This is a genomic window from Phenylobacterium sp. LjRoot219, assembly GCF_964252995.1.
Lineage (GTDB): Bacteria > Pseudomonadota > Alphaproteobacteria > Caulobacterales > Caulobacteraceae > Phenylobacterium.
On record NZ_CAXUQI020000001.1, the window covers coordinates 1,378,869 to 1,395,951 of the forward strand.

The following is a 17,083-nucleotide window of genomic DNA, read 5'->3' on the forward strand; positions in this document are numbered from 1 at the left end:
GCGGACGGCCAGCAGGGTGAGCGCCGCGTTAAGACTCCCAGCGAACCGTTGCGGAAGGCTGCCGTGGCACCCTTCAGGAGGGTGGCTTAACCGGACGCGGAGCGCGGATCGTGGGTGTACATTTAATTGGATTTCGCATGGCCGGCGGCGGCGGCCGCGAGGTCAACGTCAATCCCGAGCACGTCGTTTGCGTGCTGGATGTCGGCGAGAACCGGACGCAGATCGTCACGACCGGCCTGTCCAACGCCGCCTCGATGAGCCTGGTCGTCGAGGTCCCGTACACGGCCGTCGTTCAGCGATTGGCCGATCACCCGGCGCGGGCGGGCGGCTAGTCGTCGTCCTCGTCGGCGTCTTCGATCGCATTGGCGACCAGTTCGCGCCAGGTGGGATCGGTGTCGTCGACGAGGTCGACGTCCTCCAGCAGGGCCACGGCCCCGCCGCCGTCGGGGAGCACGAGGCCGAGCACCTCCATGGTCTCGCCCTCGGCGGTCTCGTGAACCTCGGCCTGGACCGCGACGGCGGCCTGTTCGCCGTCGTCGTCCCACCAGATCACCGGTTGCGGCAGCGGCATGTCGATCGGCCGCGGGGCGGTGGTGTCGCCGAGCGCGAACACCGCCTGGCCGGCCTGGACGTCGTCCAGCGTCGCCACCGCGCCAGTGAAGGCCCGCAGCCGCGTCCAGTCGTCGGCGTCGTAGCCGCCGCCGTCCATCTCGTTGTCGTCAGCATCCCGGTTCATGGAACCGCTCCTAGCACGACCTTGGGTGGGAACGCTTGTCGCCGTGGCCAGATCATTCGGCCTGCATTTGGCCGTCCACAGCTTCGCCATGAAAACGCCTCGTTAAGCATACCGTCGCAAGCTCGACTCGTGGGATTCTGAATCCTGCAAGTGAAGGGGCGTTGGAGGCATGGCGACTACGCGGTCTGCGTTGACCCAGGACGATATCCGCGTCCTGGTGAAGGGCGCGACGCCGGACGAGCGCGCAGCCGCCGCCCATAAGCTCTGTCGCACGATCGAGACCGAGTCGCTGTCCGACGCGGACCGGACGCTGGCCGGCGAGATCCTGCGGATCATGGCGGCCGACGCCGCCGAACTGGTGCGCCGGGCGCTGGCCGTCACCCTGAAGAAATCCCCGCTGTTGCCGCGCGACGTGGCGCTGAAGCTGGCTCGCGACGTCGAGGGCGTGGCGCTGCCGCTGCTGAGCTTCTCGCCAGTGTTCACCGACGAGGATCTCGCGGAGATCGTCCGACTGGGCGGGCCGGTGCGGCAGGTCGCCATCGCCAAGCGGCCGAAACTGTCGCCGCAGGTGGCTGATGCGCTGGCCGAGCTGGGCGCTGAGCGCGCGGTGGTCACGGCCTGCGCCAACGACGCGGTGCAGTTCTCCGAGCGCGGGCTGCAGACGGTCGTCGAGCGGTTCGAGACCTCGGAGCGGGTGCTGGCCGCCGTCGCCTATCGCCAGACCCTGCCGCTGGCGATCACCGAGCGGCTGATCCAGCTGGTCAGCGACGAGGTCCGCGAGCACCTGATCAACCGCTACGCGGTCGCGCCGGAGACGGCGCTGCAGCTGGCGCTGGATTCCGCCGAGCGGGCGAGCGTCGACCTGGTCGATCAGGCCGGCCGCGCCGCCGACATGAAGGCCTTCGTCGCCCACCTCGTCGAGAGCCAGCGGCTGTCGGCGTCGCTGCTGCTGCGCGGCCTCGTGAACGGCAACATGACCTTCTTCGAGTGGGGGATCGCCGAACTGGCCGGCGTGCCGCACCACCGCACCTGGCTGATGATCCATGACGCCGGGCCGCTCGGCCTGCGGGCGATCTACGAGCGCGCCGGGCTGCCGGCGCGGCTCTATCCGGCGTTCCGGCTGGCGGTCGACACCTTCCACTCCGTCGAGTTCGACGGCGGCGCCCACGACAAGGAGCGCTTCCAGGAAAAGATGCTGCAGCGGTTCCTCACCCAGCCGCAGCCGGCCGCCCGCGAGGACGTCGACTATCTGCTGGAGAAGATGGACCAGGTCTCCGACGCGCTGCGGTTCGAGGCCGCCGCGGTGAACGCCTAGCTCAGTCGACCAGGGCTTCGGCGACGCGGGCTTCCAGCTCTTCGGCCAGCACGCGGCCGACCGGATGCTCGTCGGTCTTGATGTCGTCGCGGACTGCGGCGCGGATCGCGTCGATGTGGGCGTCGACCAAGGCCATCGGCGCGCGGGTGCGCTTTTCGGCGTCGTCGATCAGCACGCACAGCGAGGCGGCGATGCGGGTGATCAGCGGAAAGCCGTAGGTGGTGCCGAGGCCCTTCAAATCGTGGGCGCGCAGATAGAGCGACTCCACCGTCGCCGGCGTCATGCCGTCGGTGCGGATCGCCTGGCGGGCGGCTTCCAGCTTGGTGATTTCGTCCTGCAGCCACTGGGCGAAGTTGCCGGACAGGCTCTTCAGCGCAGCTTCGGCCTTGGCGATCGCGGAGGGGTCAAGCGCGCCCAGCCGGCTGGCGCCGCCGACCTTGAGCCGAAGGGTGTTCGGCACGTGGATGATCTGACCGCTATTCTGCTCGCTCACGAAGCCGCCTCCTGCCGCTCACGGCGAAGGTACCGGCTTGGCAGTTAACAACCGGTGCAGCGTGCAACCGGAAGTACTTACGAAGAAAACTGTTCTGCGAGCACGCGTTCTTCCAGGCTCCGGCCGGCGTCGAACAACATCGTCAGGGCCAGGTCGCGGTCTTCCGAGACGTGGACTTCCAGCACGTCGCGGACTTCGAAGTTGTCGGCCACGGCGCTGACCGGCCGCTTCTCCGCCTCGAGGATCTCGAACTTCACCTTGGCCATGTGGCGCAGCAGCGCGCCGCGCCAGCGCCGCGGCCGGAAGGCGCTGATCGGGGTCAGCGCCAGCACCTGGGCGTCGAGCGGGATGATCGGCCCGTGGGCCGAGAGGTTGTAGGCCGTCGAGCCGGCGGGGGTGGAGACCAGCGCCCCGTCGCAGGACAGTTCGGACAGCCGCACCTTGCCGTCGATCGAGATCCGCAGCTTGGCGGTCTGGCGCGTCTGGCGGAGCAGCGAGACCTCGTTGAACGCCAGCCCGCGATGCACTCCGCCGTGCACGTCGGCGGCGACCATCCGCAGCGGATGCACCACCGTCCGCTCGGCGGCGTTGATCCGCTCCAGCAGGCCCTCTTCGCTGTATTCGTTCATCAGGAAGCCGAGCGTGCCCCAGTTCATGCCGTAGATCGGCGTGCGGCTCTCGATCTGGGCGTGGAGCGTTTCCAGCATGAAGCCGTCGCCACCGAGGGCGACGATCACCTGGGCTTCATCGCGCGCGGCGTCGCCATAGCGCGAGGCCAGATTGGCGCGCGCCTCCTGGGCTTCGGGCCGGTCGCTGGCGACGAAGGCGATACGAGTTACGAAGGGTTCGGCTTTGAACATCGGCGGTTCACGAAGCGGGCAAGCCGCGGAACTTGTCAAACGCCGGCGTCGGCGTCTCGGCGCCTATCGCGCCGGCGGAATTCGGCGGCGCTTGCGCCTCAGCGGCTGTTCGCGTGGACGGCCCGCGGCAGGGTCAGGACTTCGCGGTCGCCCTGCCACACCGTCACGAAGGCGCAGGTGGGGTGTTCGTCGAGGAGATGACGCGCGCGGGGCAGGACCTCGTCGTCGCCGAGCAGGTCGAAAGCCTCAAACGTGGGGGACGATCCGTCCGACCGGCAGGGATAGAAGGTGTAGATGGGCATGGCGCGAGGTCTCGGCTGACTGCCCGAAGCCGGGGTTAATTCACCCTACGCCAGAGCCGCGCTTGAGTCTGTCGCGTGGCCAACGAAATATTCGTGATCAGTCAGCGCCGCGCGCCGGCGCGCATCACGAAGGTCACCGGCCTGGGCGCCGCGCGCGGCGCCTCGGCGGCGTTCTGCGGACGCCCGGCGTTCAGGCCGCGCACCAACTGCAGGATGGTCGGAAAGGCGCTGCGATCGATGCCGACGTCGGCGCAGGCGCGCTGCAGCGCCTCGGGCGTGTCGGCGTCCAGCGCCGCGTGGACTTGATCCAGGCTGACGTCGCCCAGCTTCGCCAGGGCTGCGGCGAACAGGCTGAGGCGGCCTTCGCGCAGCGCGCGGACCAGATAGCCAGGGCGCAGCTGGCCGGCGCCGTGCAGCTTGTCGACCAGCCGCCGCTCCATTTCCTCGCGTTCGCCCTCGCGGGCCACCACGACCACGCCGTCGTCCATCGGGCGCACGCCGCCGTGCGCTTCGCGCACCGTCTCGGCGATCGCCGCCTCCAGCGCGACGGGGTCGAGCCGGAAGCGATCGGTCAGCGCCTGGCGCATGGCCTGGCCGAGCCAGACGTAGAGCTGCAGCGCCAGTTCGCTGGTGAGCTTCGGATGGTTGGCCAGCGGCGCGCGCAGGGCGGCGACCCGGCGGGCCTCGGCCACCAGTTCGCGCATGTGGTCTTCGCTGAGGTCCGCCGTCGGGTTGCCGGCGAGCGCGGTCAGCACGGCCGGCTCGCCCTGGCGCAGGATGGCGGCGACCACCGGCCGGCCGAGGCACGGGCGGCGGGCGACTTCGATCTGGTGCTCGATGGTGGCTTCCAGCAGCAGGCGCACCAGGTCCTCGTCCTGCAGCACCGGGCTCGCGGCGATGATCGGGCGGGCGACCTCGATGTCGTCGAGGGCCAGGACGTTGATCAGCGCGGGCGGCGCCCACTCGGCCTTCGCGAGTTTCTCGGAGAGCCGTCGGCGCATGTCGCGCTCGGCCTCGACCACGAGGTTGAGGAAGATGGACGACAGCAGCTCTTCGGCCGCCGGATGCGCGGCGGCGCCGCCGACCTGGCAGAGGTCGGGGAGCGCGAGCAGCAATCGGTCGCGGTCCGCTGGTGCGCGGCTGCGAGCGAGATGGACAAGCCGTTCTTGGCTTTCGATCGAGGCCAAAAGCCCGATCCCCCTCTTTCTGAGTGGTGGAGCCTGGACACTCTTTTTCGGCGAGCCAGATGAAAACATACTTAAGCCGCGTTCGGGCTTGTGGCCGAACCTGGGCAAGGGGATGGTGAGCGTATGGCGGAGCCGCTGATCCTGGCGCTGGACGAGGGCACGACCAGCACTCGCGCCATCCTGTTCGACCACAAGGGCCGCCCGCTGGCGGAAGTCGGCCGGCCGCTCCGGCAGGCCTACCCGCAGGACGGCTGGGTCGAGCACGATCCGGAGGAGATCTTCGAGTTCTCGGTCGCGGTGATGCGCGAGGTCGTGGCCAAGGCCGGCCGCGCGATGAGCGACGTCGTCGCCATCGGCATCAGCAACCAGCGCGAGACGGTGGTCATCTGGGACCGCGCCACCGGACGGCCGATCCATCCGGCCATTGTCTGGCAGGACCGGCGGACCGCCGAGGCCTGCGAGCGGCTGCGCCTGGAGGGGCACGAACCGGAGGTGACCGCGGTCACCGGCTTGCTGCTCGATCCCTATTTCTCAGGCACCAAGATCGGCTGGCTGCTCGACCACGTTCCCGGCGCCCGGGCCCGCGCGGCGGCCGGCGAGCTGCTCGCCGGCACGATCGACAGCTGGCTGATCTGGAAGCTGACCGCCGGCCGGGTGCACGCCACCGACGCCACCAACGCCTCGCGCACCCTGCTGTTCGACATCCGCGCCCAGGCCTGGTCGGAGCAAATGGCCGCGCTGCTCGGCGTGCCGCTGGCGATGCTGCCACGGGTCCTGGACTGCGCCGACGACTACGGCGAGACCGCGCCGGAGCTGTTCGGCCGGGCGATCCCGATCCGCGGCGTGGCCGGCGACCAGCAGGCGGCGCTGATGGGCCAGGGGTGCATCCGCCCAGGCGAGATGAAGGCCACCTACGGCACCGGCTGCTTCCTGCTGCTGAACACCGGCGAGAGCGCGCCGGTGTCCAACGCCCGGCTGCTGACCACCGTGGCGGCGCGCGTCGGCGGCCGGGTCACCTACGCGCTCGAGGGGGCGATCTTCATCGCCGGCGCGGCGATCCAGTGGATGAACGAGGCCTTGGGCGTGCCGGACGGACCCCAGGGCGTGGAGCGGCTGGCGGCGCAGGCGCGGCGCGATCACGGGGTGCTGCTGGTGCCGGCCTTCACCGGCCTGGGCGCGCCCTGGTGGGACCCCGACGCGCGCGGCGCGCTGTTCGGCCTGACCCGTGACGCCGGCCTGCCGGAGATCGCCCAGGCCTGCTTCGACGCCTCCGCGCTGCAGACGCGCGACCTGATCGAGGCGATGCGCGCCGACGCGCCGCAGGCCTTCCAGGGACAGGTGGAGTTGCGCGTCGCCGGCGGCATGTCGCGCAGCGCCGGCTTCGGCCAGCGGCTCGCCGATCTGACCGGGGTGCACGTCCGCCGGGCGCTCTACCAGGAAACCACGGCGCTCGGCGCGGCGCTGTTCGCCGGCCTCGGCGCCGGCCTGCACCTGGACCTCGAGGCCGCCGCCCGCTCGCGGCCGGAGACTGAGCACTTCGCCCCGGAGTTCGACCTGCATCGCCGTGAGGCGCTCTATGCCCGGTGGTTGGACGCCGTGGCGCGGGTGAGAACCACCTAAGAAAAGGCCTTCCCAACGGCGGGAAGGCCTAGTGGGAGGGGCAGGGCCGGCAGATGGGTCCAGTATCCGCCGGCGCCGCCACGCCGGCCTTGGGGGACGCCGGCGGGAGAAGGGGTCGGGACAGATGGAAGCGTCTCGACCAGGCGAGGATGCGCCTGCCCGCAATGCGCGTCAAGGTTGTTGTTTTGAGGGCCGCTTCTATCGGTAGTGGTTACGGCGCCGGGGCCGGGCTGTTCACCATCAGGTAGGCGATCACGTCGGTCCGGTCCTTGGGGTCGCGCAGGCCGATGAAGCTCATCTTGGTGCCGGGCAGGGTGGTGCGCGGGTTCTCCAGCCAGTGGTCGAGCTTGGCCGGCTCCCAGACCCAGCCGGAGTCCTTCAGCGCCGCGGAATAGTTGTAGTTGGCGTGCACGCCGGCCTTGTGGCCCATGATGCCGAACAGGTTGGGGCCGGTCATGTTCGGGCCGCCGGGCGTGATGGTGTGGCACGAGGCGCAGAGCGCGAACTTGGCCTGGCCGTTCGCCAGGTCGGCGGTGTTGTAGGGCGCCGGCAGCGTGGCCAGGGTCGCCTTCATCTGTTCCGGCGTCGGCGCGGGGACGGCGGGCGTCGGCGCTGCGGCCTGACCATCGCCCGAGCTCGAGGACTTGCCGCAGCCGGCGACGACCGCCCCGAGGCTGAGGACGATGGCGGTGACGACCAGGCGGCGCATGCGGAAGCTCCTTCAGGAAAGTCGTGGCGCGGACTTGGCCCGGATTGGCGGGCGAGGCAAGCCTGCGGCCGAGCTAGTTCGCCGCTGTCTGGGCGTCGCGCAGCAGCCGGTCCAGCGTCGGGCCCCAGCCGTCCTGCGGGTCGGCGCGGTAGAGCCGCAGGCTGGGGTGCCAGGGGCTGTCCTCGTGCCCGGGCGCCCAGCACCAATCGACGTCGGCGCGGGGCAGCAGCACGAAGGCGCGCTTGCCGAGCGCGCCGGCCAGCTGCGCCACCGCGCCGTCGACCGTCACCACCAGGTCGAGCGCGGCGATCAAGGCGGCGGTGTCGGCGAAGTCGCGCGCGCCGGTTGCGGTCGGCGACAGGTCATACACCTCGCCGGGCAGCCCCGCGCGCAGGCGCTCGGCCTCCGCCGGCGGCAACGAGCCGCCGTCGCCGGCGCCCGGATCGCTGGCGGTCATCAGCCCGATCTTGAGCCCAGGCGGCACCGGCAGGGTCACCGCCGGCGGGCGCAGATAGGGCGCCGCGGGCAGGGTGGCGAGCTCGGTCCCGGCGCCGAACATCAGCGCGCCGCTGGTCGTCCAGTAGTCGGGATCGGGGAGCTGGAGGTCGCCCTGGGCGGCGCGGACCTGCACGCCGGGCAGGCTGGTGGCGAACAGCCGCGCGAGCGGCGGCGCGCAAAGCAGCCACACCTCCGCGCCCTGGTCGCGAAGCTGGGCGGCGAAGCGGGCGAACTGGATCTGGTCGCCGAGGCCGGCCTCCGGAAAGACCACCAGCCGCTTGCCCGAGAGGTCCCCGCCGGCCCACTCCGGGTAGCGCAGGCCGACCGGTTTCTGACGCCGTAGCTGCGGCAGCTCGAAGCGGGCCCGATAGAAGTCGGCGGCCGCCGCGAAGCGGCCCTGGCCAAGCAGCGCCACCGCCAGGGCGTAGCGCGCGCCAGGATCTTGCGGAGCGAGCGTGACGGCGCGGCGCAGCGCCGTCTCCGCCTCGGCGTACAGCCCCTGGGCGTTCAGCATGGCCCCCAGCCGCTGCGCCGCGGCGGCGTGGTCGGGCGCGGCGGCCGCGACGCGGCGGTGGATCGCCAGCGCCAGGGCGTGACGGCCGGCGGCGTACGCGTCGTCGGCGTCCCGGAGCAGGATCTCAACCCAGGGGGGCGGCGCGGCGGGAGCGGGAAGAGCGGACATGACCTGCGCATTAGCGGCTTTGCGCGGCGGAGTCAGCGGCGCGGCGAGGGCGTTTTCCACGACACCAGCGCAGACGCTGGGGCCGGCGCTTGCTACGAAACGGCATGCACCACACGCCGCTGATTGCGACCATCGCGCTGGGCTTCCTTGTCGCCTTCCTTTTCGGCCTCGCGGCCAGCCGGCTGCGGCTGCCGCCGATCGTCGGTTATCTGATGGCCGGGGTGGTCGTCGGGCCGTTCACGCCGGGCTTCGTCGCCGACGGCGACCTCGCCGCCGAACTCGCGGAGATCGGCGTGATCCTGCTGATGTTCGGCGTCGGCCTGCACTTCTCCTATCGCGACCTGATGAAGGTGCAGAGCATCGCCCTGCCGGGCGCGGTGGCGCAGATCGCGGTGGCGACCCTGCTGGGCATGGGGCTGGCCTGGATGATGGGCTGGTCGATCGCCGGCGGCCTGATCTTCGGCCTGGCGCTGTCGGTGGCCAGCACGGTGGTGCTGCTGCGCGCCATGGAGGAGCGCCAGCTGCTCGACACCCGCAGCGGCCACATCGCCGTCGGCTGGCTGATCGTCGAGGACCTGGCGATGGTCGTGGCGCTGGTGCTGCTGCCGGTCCTGGCCCGGGTGCTGCCGGGCGGGGCCGCGGTCGCCGATCCGGCGGGCGGCGACAGCCTGCTGGTGTCGCTGGGCCTGACCTTCGGCAAGCTGATCGCCTTCGTCGCGCTGATGTTCATCGTCGGCCGCCGGCTGATCCCGTGGCTGCTGGCGCGGGTCGCCGGCATCGGCTCGCGCGAGCTGTTCACCCTGGCGGTGCTGGCGATCGGCATCGGCATCGCCTACGGCGCGGCGGTCCTGTTCGACGTCTCGTTCGCGCTGGGGGCCTTCCTGGCCGGAATGATCCTCAAGGAGTCCGAGCTCAGCCATAAGGCGGCCGAAGACACCCTGCCGCTGCGCGACGCCTTCGCCGTCCTGTTCTTCGTCTCGGTGGGGATGCTGTTCGACCCCTCGGTGCTGCTGCGCGAGCCGCTGGCGGTGCTGGCGACGCTGGCGATCATCGTCGTCGGCAAGTCGGTGGCCGCCTTCGTCATCGTCAAGGCGTTCCGCTATCCCAGCGACACGGCGGTGCTGATCTCCGCCAGCCTGGCGCAGATCGGCGAGTTCTCCTTCATCCTGGTCACCCTGGGCCTGAGCCTCGGCGTGCTGCCGGAGGCCGGCCGCGACTTGGTGCTGGCGGGCTCGATCCTCTCGATCCTCGTCAACCCGCTGGTGTTCGCGCTCGCCGACTGGCTGCGGACGCAACGCCTGCGCCGGCTCGCCGCGGCCGAGCTGGAGGCGGGCGTGGTCGCCGAGGACGTGGCTGCGCCGCACCGGGTGGCCGGCGCCGGCCATGTGCTGGTGGTCGGCTATGGCCGGGTCGGCAAGCGGGTGGTCGACTCCCTGGCCGAGGAACGCGTGCCGACGGTCATCGTCGAGACCGACCTAGAGCGGGTCGAGGACCTGCGTCGGACCGGCCACACGGCGATCCTCGGCAACGCCGCGCGCGCCGAGGTGCTGGAGGCCGCCGGGGTCGCCCAGGCGACCAGCCTGCTGGTCGCCGTGCCGAACGGCCTCGAGGCCGGCGAGATCGTCGCCCGGGCGCGCGAGATGAACCCGGCCCTGCGGATCGTCGCCCGCGCCCATCTCGACAGCGAGCTCGAGCACATCCTGAAGAGCGGCGCGGACCGGGTGATCATGGGCGAGCAGGAAATCGCCCGGCTGATGATCTCCGACGTTCGCGCAACCAGCGCCGCGGCCTGATTCCGCGACCGCCGCGCGGAGGGCGACGTCAGACCCAGCACAGGACGGTGCGTACGGCCTCGCTGTGCGTTGTGGTGTGTCGAGAGCGTCTCCCGGAGGCCCCATGCCGCGCCGTCTAGCGATCCTCACCCTCAGCCTCGCCGTGGCCGGCGGGCTCGCCGGCTGCGAACGGCGCGAGGGCGCCCAGAAACCCGCGACGGGAAAGCCCGCGGCCGCCGTCGTCGCGGCGGGCGGCGCAGCGCCCAGCTCCTTCGCCCCGATCGTCAAACAGGTGTCGCCGGCGGTGGTCTCGATCGACACCCTGACGGTCGGCGGCGCGCCCAGCCAGTTCACCGAGGGCCCGCCGGAGGGCCTGCTGCCGGGCATGGGGGCCGTGCCGGTGCGCCGCGGTGCGGGCTCCGGCTTCATTATCTCGCCGGACGGCTTCGTGGTGACCAACAACCATGTGGTCGAAGGCGCGCGCGAGATCGTCGTCAGCCTGGCCGACGGCCGCCAGCTGCCGGCGCGGCTGGTCGGGCGCGATCCGCCCACCGACCTGGCGGTCCTGAAGGTCGAGGGGCGGGATCTGCCCCACGTCAGCTTCGCCCAGGCGGCGACGCCGCAGGTCGGCGACTGGGTCGTGGCGGTGGGCAATCCCTATGGCCTCGGCGGCACCGCCACCGCCGGCATCGTCTCGGCCCACGGCCGCGAGATCGGCGAGGGCTACGTCAGCTTTCTGCAGATCGACGCCCCGATCAACAGCGGCAATTCCGGCGGGCCGTCGTTCGATCTCCAGGGCCGGGTGGTCGGCGTCAACACGGCGATCCTGTCGCCGAGCGGCGGCTCGGTCGGCATCGGCTTCGCCATTCCCGCCGAGGTGGCGCAGTCGGTCACCGACCAGCTGATCAAGTCCGGGCGGGTGATGCGCGGCTATGTCGGGGTCGGCGTGCAGGACCTGACGCCGGCGCTGGCGATCCGGATGGGCGCGCGCGGCCAGCGCGGCGCGGTGGTCGTCGAGGTGGCCAGCGGCGGTCCGGCGGCCGGCCGGCTGCGGCCCGGCGACATCGTCACCGGGGTCGGCGGCCAACCGATCGCCAGCGCCGGCGACCTGATGCGCCGGGTCGCCAACACCCAGCCGAACGTCGACCTGGCGCTGGACGTGATGCGCGAGGGCCGGCGGGTCCCGGTGACCGTGCGGGTCGACCGCCGCCCCGACCAGCAGGGCTGAGGCCAAGCTCCCAGTCCGGCGCGGCCGGACCGGGACTTCGCGGGCTTACGCCGAATGGCTCAGCTTCATCAGCGCCAGCCCGCTGACGATCAGCAGGGCTGCGGCGATGCGCGGCAAATTGGCCGGCTCGCCCATCCAGGCGATGCCCGCTAAAAAGGCGCCCACCGCGCCGATCCCGGTCCAGATCATGTAGGACGCGCCGAGCGGCAGGGTGCGCATGGCGAAGGCCAGCAGGCCGAAGCTGGCGATCATCGTCACGATGCAGGCGATCGTCGGAACAATCCGGGTGAACCCATAGGATTGTTTCATCAAATAGGCCCAGACCACTTCCAGGATCCCGGCGATGACAAGGGATATCCACGCCACTGCGCGTCCTCCTCTGAGCGCCGGGCCGTCCCGGACTTCAGACCCGCAGACGCGGGGGAGGGCGTGGCCTCGATGCTTGGAAATAGCTCACCGGGCGCCTAAATCAAGGGCGTGACGGGGCGATTTGACAAGGGCGGCGCAAGGCGCCGGAATGGCGTGATGTTCGTTCGCCCGGCATTTCGGCGATTCCACCACCATGGCGGCAGCCTGCAAGCAGGCTCCTAGCCCCGGACTCCTGTGCGCGGCCTGCATCGCGCCGCACGGGGCCGGGGCCGACGCGTTCCTCAGCAGCGCGTTCCTAAGAACCGAACCCTGAACCTGATCGCGGCGCCCTAAGGCGCGCCGCTCCACGACATTTACCGGAGGTATTCCCGTGACCAGCACGGCCCGCGCGTCTGCGCGTCCCCGCATCATTCTCAGCGAAACCGACGCCCAGCGGCTGAGCGCCCTGGCCATGCAGAAGGAGGCCAGCGCGCCGGAGGCCGCCGGCCTGCTGCTCGACGAGATCGAGCGCGCGCAGGTGCGCCCCGACCACCTGGTGCCGGCCGACGTGGTCGGCATGAACGCGACGGTGGAGTTCGTCGACGAGACGCACGGCCGCTCGCGGCTCGTGCAGCTGGTCTATCCGGCCGAGGCGGACATCAGCGCCGGCCGGGTCTCGGTGCTGACGCCGATCGGCGCCGGCCTGATCGGGCTGACCGCCGGCCAGTCGATCCTCTGGCCCGACCGCGACGGCCACAAGCGGACGCTGAAGGTGCTGCGTGTTGAGCGCGCCGCGGCCTGAGGCGCGGCGGGGCGCGGCCGGCTACGCCTTCGGGCGGAAGCCGGGCAGCGTCCAGCCGAACACGATGGCGCCGGAACGGACGCCGAACGCGGCGCAGAATCCGGCCAGGCCGGCCGGCAGCACGGCCAGGCCCAGCCCGGTCAGCAGCACGAAGGTCGTCGCGCCGGCCAGCGCCGCGGTGACGTAGACCTCGCGGCGCAGCAGCACCGAGGGGTGCTGGGCGATGACGTCGCGCAGGATCCCGCCGACGGTCGCCGTCATCACCCCCATGACGATGGCCGGCAGCGGGCCGACGTCGAACGACAGCGCCTTGGCCGCGCCGAACACCGCATAGGCCGACAGCCCCAGCGCATCGAGCCAGATCAGCAGCTGCTCGCGCCGCCGTCCGCCGCCGAAGATCCAGATCGTCAGCGCCGCCGCGAGGCAGGTGATCAGGTAGGCCGGGCGGTGGATCCAGAACACCGGCGCGCCGATCAGCAGGTCGCGCAGCGTGCCGCCGCCGACCCCGGTGATCGCCGCGAAGAAGCCGAAGGTGACCAGGTCGTGGCGGCGCTCGGCGGCGGCCAGCGCGCCGGTCGCGGCGAACACGAACACCGCGGCGTGGTCCAGCGCGACGGTTGCAAGTTGGAGGCTCGACATCGCGCGCGGTCCTTGGAGGCAGCCCGCCCCAAGGATCGCTCGGCGGGGCGACTCTCAGGGTATAAGCGCAGGCGCATCCTGTCTGGATCGCAGCAGAAAGGTTTTGCCGGCATGGCCGAAGGGGAAAACGCGTGGACCTCCCGCAAGCTCGGGGCGGCGAGCTCGGCGACGCGGGCGGCGCTGATCGACGCCGCTGAGGCGCTGATGCGCGACGAGGGCTATAGCGCGGTGACCTCGCGCCGCGTCGCCGCCAAGGCCGGGCTGAAGCCGCAGCTGGTGCACTACTATTTCCGCGGCATGGACGAGCTCTACCTGGCGGTCTTCCGCCGCGGGGCCGAGGAGAACCTGGAGCGGCTGTCGGCGGCGCTACAGGCGCCGCGGCCGCTGCGGGCCCTGTGGGACATCATCCGCGATCCGCGCGGCACCAGCTTCACGGCGGAGTTCACCGCGCTGGCCCAGCGCTCGGAGGCGGTCCGCGCCGAGATCGCCCGCTACGCCGAGCAGTTCCGCCGCATGCAGATGGAGGCGCTGGAGCGCCACCTGGCGGCGCGCGGCATCGAGCCGAGGATCCAGCCGGTCGTCGCCAGCGTGCTGATGGTCAGCCTCTCCAGCGTGCTGGCCAGCGAGACGACGCTCGGCATCTCCCTCGGCCATGCCGAGACCGAGGCGCTGGTCGAGCTCTGCCTGCGCCAGTTCGAGGAGACCGGCGACGCCCCCGCCAGCCCGTTGCCAGCCGGCCTGACACAAGAAACGTGAATTCATCCGCGCGCGGCGCCGCTTGCGTTCTGCGCGCCGTGACACAATGTCCTACCCTGTTGCCATGACTAGACCCGGCCCGCCCGCAAGGCGGCCGGGTTTTTCTTTGCCCGCGCGGCGGGGGCAGAGCGGTGCGGCTGAGGGGATGGTGCCGGATGCAGGACTCGAACCCGCGACCTTCGGTTTACAAAACCGCTGCTCTACCAGCTGAGCTAATCCGGCGCTTTGACGCGGTCGCGGCGCGGCGGCCGGACCCCGATCGGGCGGGCAGGGATCGCATGCCAGGCGATGCGCTTCAACCCGGCAATGGCGAGGCGCAAAGCGCGCCCGTCTGCGGGCCGATCCAACACAACAGCGGCCCCTCGTGGACGAGGGGCCGCCGGTCGCTCAAGCTTCGGCGTTCTATTGGCCGCCGAAGCGGTACCTCAGGCGGACGCCGTACATCCGCGGCTCGCCGAGGATGAGGTACTCGGCGCCGACCGTGGAGAGGGCGTTGGCCGCCGCCACGTAGTATTTCTCCTGGCCGATGTTCGTCGCGTAGACGGCGAGGTCAACCGGACGGCCGGCGATGTTGCGCCAGTTCAGGTTGAGGTTGAGCAGGTCGGTCGCCGGGCTGAGGCTGGCGTTGAACGGGATGGCCCCGGCGGCGAACGCGGCGTCGCTGCCGTGCCCGGTGAAGTATTCGGACGTGTGGGTGAAGGTGGCGCCGAGGGAGATGTCGCCGATGCTCTCATCAAGCGGCAGCGTATAGGTGGCGGTCATCGTGAAGCGGTTCTTCGGCGCGAAGGGCAGCACCGTGCCGGCGCCGAGGAACGACGCCTGCGAACAGATGAAGCGGGTGTTGTCGCAGAACGGCACGCTGCCGCCGGTAACCTTGGCGTCGAGATAGGCGTAGCCGTAGTCGAGCCGCAGCTGGTCGCTCAGCAGCAGCGATCCGTCGACCTCGACGCCCCGCAGGCGTGAGCGGCCGATGTTCTGGATGCCGTTGATGCCGGTCGGCGCGGGGTTGGTGCAGCCGGGGATGTTGGCGGTGCACTGCGGGATGAACACCGAAGCCTGCTGGTCCTTAAACTCGTTCCAGAAGCCGGCGATGTTGAAGGTCCCCTGAACCTGGCCACGGAAGCTGGTCTTGAGGCCGAGCTCGTAGTTGTCGACAGTTTCCGGCTCCCAGGTCTCGGCGCCGAAGTTGGCCTCGTTGATGCCGCCGCCGCGATAGCCGCGGGCGTACTTCGCGTAGAGCAGGGTGTCGTCGTTCGGCTTGTAGTCGAGGTTGAGCAGCCAGGTCGGTTCGGAGGACTTGGTCTTGAAGGTCCGGCCGACGCCGCAGACCCCGCTGGTCAGCAGGCTGGAGTTCGCACCGGCCGGCGTCGCGGCGCGCGAGCAGCTGAACACCAGCGGGCCGGCCGCCGAGGTGATGACGCGGATGTTGTCGGCGGTCTCCTTCTGCCAATCCCAGGTGTTGCGGATGCCGGCGGTCAGGCTGAACTGGTCGGTCAGGTTATAGGTGCCCTGCGCGTAGAGCGCCGTGTTGCGGTAGTAATAGTTGTTCCGCGCAATCGACACACTGCCGGCCGGAACCGGGCGGCCGGCGACCGTCAGCGTCAAGGGCGTGCACTGGAACGCGTAGATGTTCGTGCACTGCGAGAAGATCTGCGTGTACTGCTCCTGGCCGTTCTTGGGCTCGCTGCGCTCCAGATAGAGGCCGGCCTGCCAGTTCAGGCGATCGTCGAAGTTGCGCCCCTGCAGCTGGAATTCTTCCGTAAACGTCCACTGGTGGCCCTGCGGCGTGTCCGGGCCCGGATAGGTGAGGACGAAGGGGAAGGGGATAAAGTCGCCGCTCAGGCTGAACGAATACCGCTCCTTGGCCACGCCGTAGCTGAGGATGTTCTTGACGGTCAGGTTGTCGGTCGCGTGCCAGGTGGTGGTGTTGATGCCCTGCCAGGTCCGCGACTTCACGAACGGGTCCGGGTTGATGTTGGACGCGTCGTAGAAGCCGTAGCCGGCGGCGGTCTCCCGGTCGTACTGGGCGCAGGCCGCGGCCCGGGTGATGGCGGTGGAGCCGGTGGAGCCCGGCACCGTCCCGCGGTTGCAGTAGGCGATCCGGGGCAGCGTGCCGTGGGTGTCGGACTTGGCGTAGGTGAGGACCGTGTAGTTCTCGAGCTGCGGCGTCAGGTCCCACAGGACGCTCAAACGCCCGGCGAAGTAATCCATGTCGCTGAAGTCGCTCGGACCGATGCCCGACCGGTTGTTGATGAAGCCGTCACGCACGTTGCGGTCGACGCCGGCGCGCACCCGCAGGCTGTCGGTGATCGGAACGTTGACGACGGCTTCGATCCGCCGGGCGTCCAGGTTGCCGAGCGTGCCCTCGACATAGCCTTCGAACCGGTCGGTCGGGCGCTGCGGCACGAGCAGGATGGCCCCGCCCGTGGTGTTGCGGCCGAACAGCGTGCCCTGCGGCCCCTTGAGGACCTGGACGTTCTGCAGGTCGAACATGCTGCCGACGCCGGCGCCGTTGCCGCTGGTGATGTTCGAGGTCAGCCGGGGGGCGACGGCGTCGGCGAAGTAGACGCCGACGGTCGGCAGGGTGTTGAGGTCCTGCGAGAACCCGCGGATCACGAAGCTCGACTTGTCGGAGCCGTAGCGGCCGTTGACCGCCAGGGAGGGCGTATAGGCGGCCAGGTCGGTGCTGTTGACGATGTTGCGGTTGGACAGCTGGTCCTGGTTGTAGACCGTAATGGAGATCGGAACGTCCTGCAGGCGCTCCTCCATCCGCCGCGCGGTGACGACGACGGTGTCGAGCTCGGTGGCGGCCGCGGGCTTGGATGTGGTGGATTGGGCCCAGGCGGGCGCGCCGGCGCCACACGCGAGCGCGGTGCTGGCGAGCAGCCAGAACAAGCGACCTGAAGATCTCATGGTGTCAGCCTCCCTATGTTTTTTGTCGGGCTGGCGCGCGTTGGCGCCGCCCAAGCATTTATTTGGACGTATCCGGAGGCTTGGCCTGTGTTCTTCTCGGTGCGGGCCCCGCCGAAAGAATCGCCTTTGAATAATTGCTTCCATGTCGACATCAAACCGTCAACATTGACGCCGCGGAACCTGTTGACTGTGGCCGCAATGGCGGTGGTCCGAGGCGAGGAGA

Annotated in this window: 17 protein-coding genes and 1 tRNA gene; 7 read left to right on the forward strand and 11 right to left on the reverse strand. The window is 70.5% G+C overall.

Annotated elements, in window-relative coordinates; genetic code table 11:
* Positions 1-110: 110 nt before the first annotated feature.
* Entirely contained in the window at positions 111-332 is a 222-nt protein-coding gene (locus ACSQ14_RS06765; protein WP_436011004.1) for a hypothetical protein, read from the forward strand.
* On the opposite strand, the gene ACSQ14_RS06770 is transcribed toward ACSQ14_RS06765, so the two are convergent.
* Positions 329-736: a hypothetical protein gene (locus ACSQ14_RS06770; RefSeq protein ID WP_436011006.1), complete on the reverse strand. Its 408-nt coding sequence runs from the start codon at positions 734-736 to the stop codon at positions 329-331. The two genes, ACSQ14_RS06765 and ACSQ14_RS06770, sit on opposite strands and share 4 nt — an antisense overlap.
* 169 nt (positions 737-905) lie before the next feature.
* Between ACSQ14_RS06770 and ACSQ14_RS06775 the strand changes: the two genes are divergently transcribed.
* Entirely contained in the window at positions 906-2,051 is a 1,146-nt protein-coding gene (locus tag ACSQ14_RS06775; protein WP_436011007.1) for a DUF2336 domain-containing protein, read from the forward strand.
* Position 2,052: 1 nt separating this feature from the next.
* On the opposite strand, the gene ACSQ14_RS06780 is transcribed toward ACSQ14_RS06775, so the two are convergent.
* The 4 genes from ACSQ14_RS06780 to ACSQ14_RS06795 form a co-directional block, all read right to left on the reverse strand.
* A complete protein-coding gene (locus ACSQ14_RS06780) occupies positions 2,053-2,544 on the reverse strand; it encodes an Hpt domain-containing protein (RefSeq protein ID WP_436011009.1) in 492 nt (163 codons plus the stop codon).
* A 77-nt stretch (positions 2,545-2,621) separates the two neighbouring features.
* Positions 2,622-3,404: an NAD kinase gene (locus ACSQ14_RS06785; protein ID WP_436011011.1), complete on the reverse strand. Its 783-nt coding sequence runs from the start codon at positions 3,402-3,404 to the stop codon at positions 2,622-2,624.
* A gap of 98 nt (positions 3,405-3,502) precedes the next feature.
* Complete coding sequence (locus tag ACSQ14_RS06790; protein WP_436011013.1) at positions 3,503-3,706, reverse strand: hypothetical protein; 204 nt, start codon at positions 3,704-3,706, stop codon at positions 3,503-3,505.
* Positions 3,707-3,807: 101 nt separating this feature from the next.
* Positions 3,808-4,821, reverse strand: a complete 1,014-nt coding sequence (locus ACSQ14_RS06795) for a DUF2336 domain-containing protein (RefSeq protein WP_436011015.1) — start codon at positions 4,819-4,821, stop codon at positions 3,808-3,810.
* 195 nt (positions 4,822-5,016) lie between these two features.
* Here ACSQ14_RS06795 and glpK point away from each other — a divergent pair, with 195 nt between their 5' ends.
* Positions 5,017-6,513, forward strand: a complete 1,497-nt coding sequence (gene glpK / locus ACSQ14_RS06800) for a glycerol kinase GlpK (RefSeq protein WP_436011017.1) — start codon at positions 5,017-5,019, stop codon at positions 6,511-6,513.
* A gap of 211 nt (positions 6,514-6,724) precedes the next feature.
* On the opposite strand, the gene ACSQ14_RS06805 is transcribed toward glpK, so the two are convergent.
* Positions 6,725-7,222 carry a c-type cytochrome gene (locus ACSQ14_RS06805; protein WP_436011019.1) on the reverse strand — a complete coding sequence of 166 codons (498 nt, stop codon included), beginning with the start codon at positions 7,220-7,222 and terminating at the stop codon, positions 6,725-6,727.
* A gap of 73 nt (positions 7,223-7,295) precedes the next feature.
* A complete protein-coding gene (locus tag ACSQ14_RS06810; RefSeq protein ID WP_436011021.1) occupies positions 7,296-8,402 on the reverse strand; it encodes a tetratricopeptide repeat protein in 1,107 nt (368 codons plus the stop codon).
* Between the two features lie 104 nt (positions 8,403-8,506).
* Between ACSQ14_RS06810 and ybaL the strand changes: the two genes are divergently transcribed.
* Both ybaL and ACSQ14_RS06820 read left to right on the forward strand, forming a co-directional pair.
* Positions 8,507-10,195, forward strand: coding sequence for a YbaL family putative K(+) efflux transporter (ybaL, locus tag ACSQ14_RS06815; protein WP_436011023.1), 1,689 nt, complete (start codon positions 8,507-8,509; stop codon positions 10,193-10,195).
* A 103-nt stretch (positions 10,196-10,298) separates the two neighbouring features.
* Positions 10,299-11,402, forward strand: a complete 1,104-nt coding sequence (locus ACSQ14_RS06820) for a S1C family serine protease (RefSeq protein WP_436011024.1) — start codon at positions 10,299-10,301, stop codon at positions 11,400-11,402.
* Positions 11,403-11,447: 45 nt separating this feature from the next.
* Here the strand turns inward: ACSQ14_RS06820 and ACSQ14_RS06825 are convergent, their stop codons facing one another.
* Entirely contained in the window at positions 11,448-11,768 is a 321-nt protein-coding gene (locus ACSQ14_RS06825; protein WP_436011025.1) for a DMT family transporter, read from the reverse strand.
* A gap of 373 nt (positions 11,769-12,141) precedes the next feature.
* Between ACSQ14_RS06825 and rnk the strand changes: the two genes are divergently transcribed.
* Positions 12,142-12,552 (forward strand): nucleoside diphosphate kinase regulator, encoded by a 411-nt coding sequence (gene rnk, locus ACSQ14_RS06830; RefSeq protein ID WP_436011026.1) that lies wholly within the window; start codon positions 12,142-12,144, stop codon positions 12,550-12,552.
* Positions 12,553-12,573: 21 nt separating this feature from the next.
* Here rnk and ACSQ14_RS06835 read toward each other — a convergent pair whose 3' ends face one another.
* Positions 12,574-13,191: a trimeric intracellular cation channel family protein gene (locus ACSQ14_RS06835; RefSeq protein ID WP_436011027.1), complete on the reverse strand. Its 618-nt coding sequence runs from the start codon at positions 13,189-13,191 to the stop codon at positions 12,574-12,576.
* Positions 13,192-13,302: 111 nt separating this feature from the next.
* On the opposite strand from ACSQ14_RS06835, the gene ACSQ14_RS06840 reads away from it, so the two are divergent.
* Entirely contained in the window at positions 13,303-13,947 is a 645-nt protein-coding gene (locus ACSQ14_RS06840; RefSeq protein WP_436011028.1) for a TetR/AcrR family transcriptional regulator, read from the forward strand.
* A 146-nt stretch (positions 13,948-14,093) separates the two neighbouring features.
* Here the strand turns inward: ACSQ14_RS06840 and ACSQ14_RS06845 are convergent.
* Both ACSQ14_RS06845 and ACSQ14_RS06850 read right to left on the reverse strand, forming a co-directional pair.
* Positions 14,094-14,169 (reverse strand) — tRNA-Thr (locus ACSQ14_RS06845).
* Between the two features lie 180 nt (positions 14,170-14,349).
* Positions 14,350-16,860, reverse strand: a complete 2,511-nt coding sequence (locus ACSQ14_RS06850; protein ID WP_436011029.1) for a TonB-dependent receptor — start codon at positions 16,858-16,860, stop codon at positions 14,350-14,352.
* Between the last annotated feature and the right edge of the window lie 223 nt (positions 16,861-17,083).

Coding starts and splice junctions, on each gene's coding strand:
- ACSQ14_RS06835 (WP_436011027.1), bottom strand. CDS start 13,191: ATGTCGAGCCTCCAACTTGCAACCGTCGCGCTGGACCACGCCGCGGTG.
- ACSQ14_RS06810 (WP_436011021.1), bottom strand. CDS start 8,402: ATGTCCGCTCTTCCCGCTCCCGCCGCGCCGCCCCCCTGGGTTGAGATC.
- ACSQ14_RS06820 (WP_436011024.1), top strand. CDS start 10,299: ATGCCGCGCCGTCTAGCGATCCTCACCCTCAGCCTCGCCGTGGCCGGC.
- ACSQ14_RS06840 (WP_436011028.1), top strand. CDS start 13,303: ATGGCCGAAGGGGAAAACGCGTGGACCTCCCGCAAGCTCGGGGCGGCG.
- ACSQ14_RS06770 (WP_436011006.1), bottom strand. CDS start 736: ATGAACCGGGATGCTGACGACAACGAGATGGACGGCGGCGGCTACGAC.
- glpK (WP_436011017.1), top strand. CDS start 5,017: ATGGCGGAGCCGCTGATCCTGGCGCTGGACGAGGGCACGACCAGCACT.
- ACSQ14_RS06850 (WP_436011029.1), bottom strand. CDS start 16,860: ATGAGATCTTCAGGTCGCTTGTTCTGGCTGCTCGCCAGCACCGCGCTC.
- ACSQ14_RS06775 (WP_436011007.1), top strand. CDS start 906: ATGGCGACTACGCGGTCTGCGTTGACCCAGGACGATATCCGCGTCCTG.
- ACSQ14_RS06790 (WP_436011013.1), bottom strand. CDS start 3,706: ATGCCCATCTACACCTTCTATCCCTGCCGGTCGGACGGATCGTCCCCC.
- ACSQ14_RS06805 (WP_436011019.1), bottom strand. CDS start 7,222: ATGCGCCGCCTGGTCGTCACCGCCATCGTCCTCAGCCTCGGGGCGGTC.
- ybaL (WP_436011023.1), top strand. CDS start 8,507: ATGCACCACACGCCGCTGATTGCGACCATCGCGCTGGGCTTCCTTGTC.
- ACSQ14_RS06785 (WP_436011011.1), bottom strand. CDS start 3,404: ATGTTCAAAGCCGAACCCTTCGTAACTCGTATCGCCTTCGTCGCCAGC.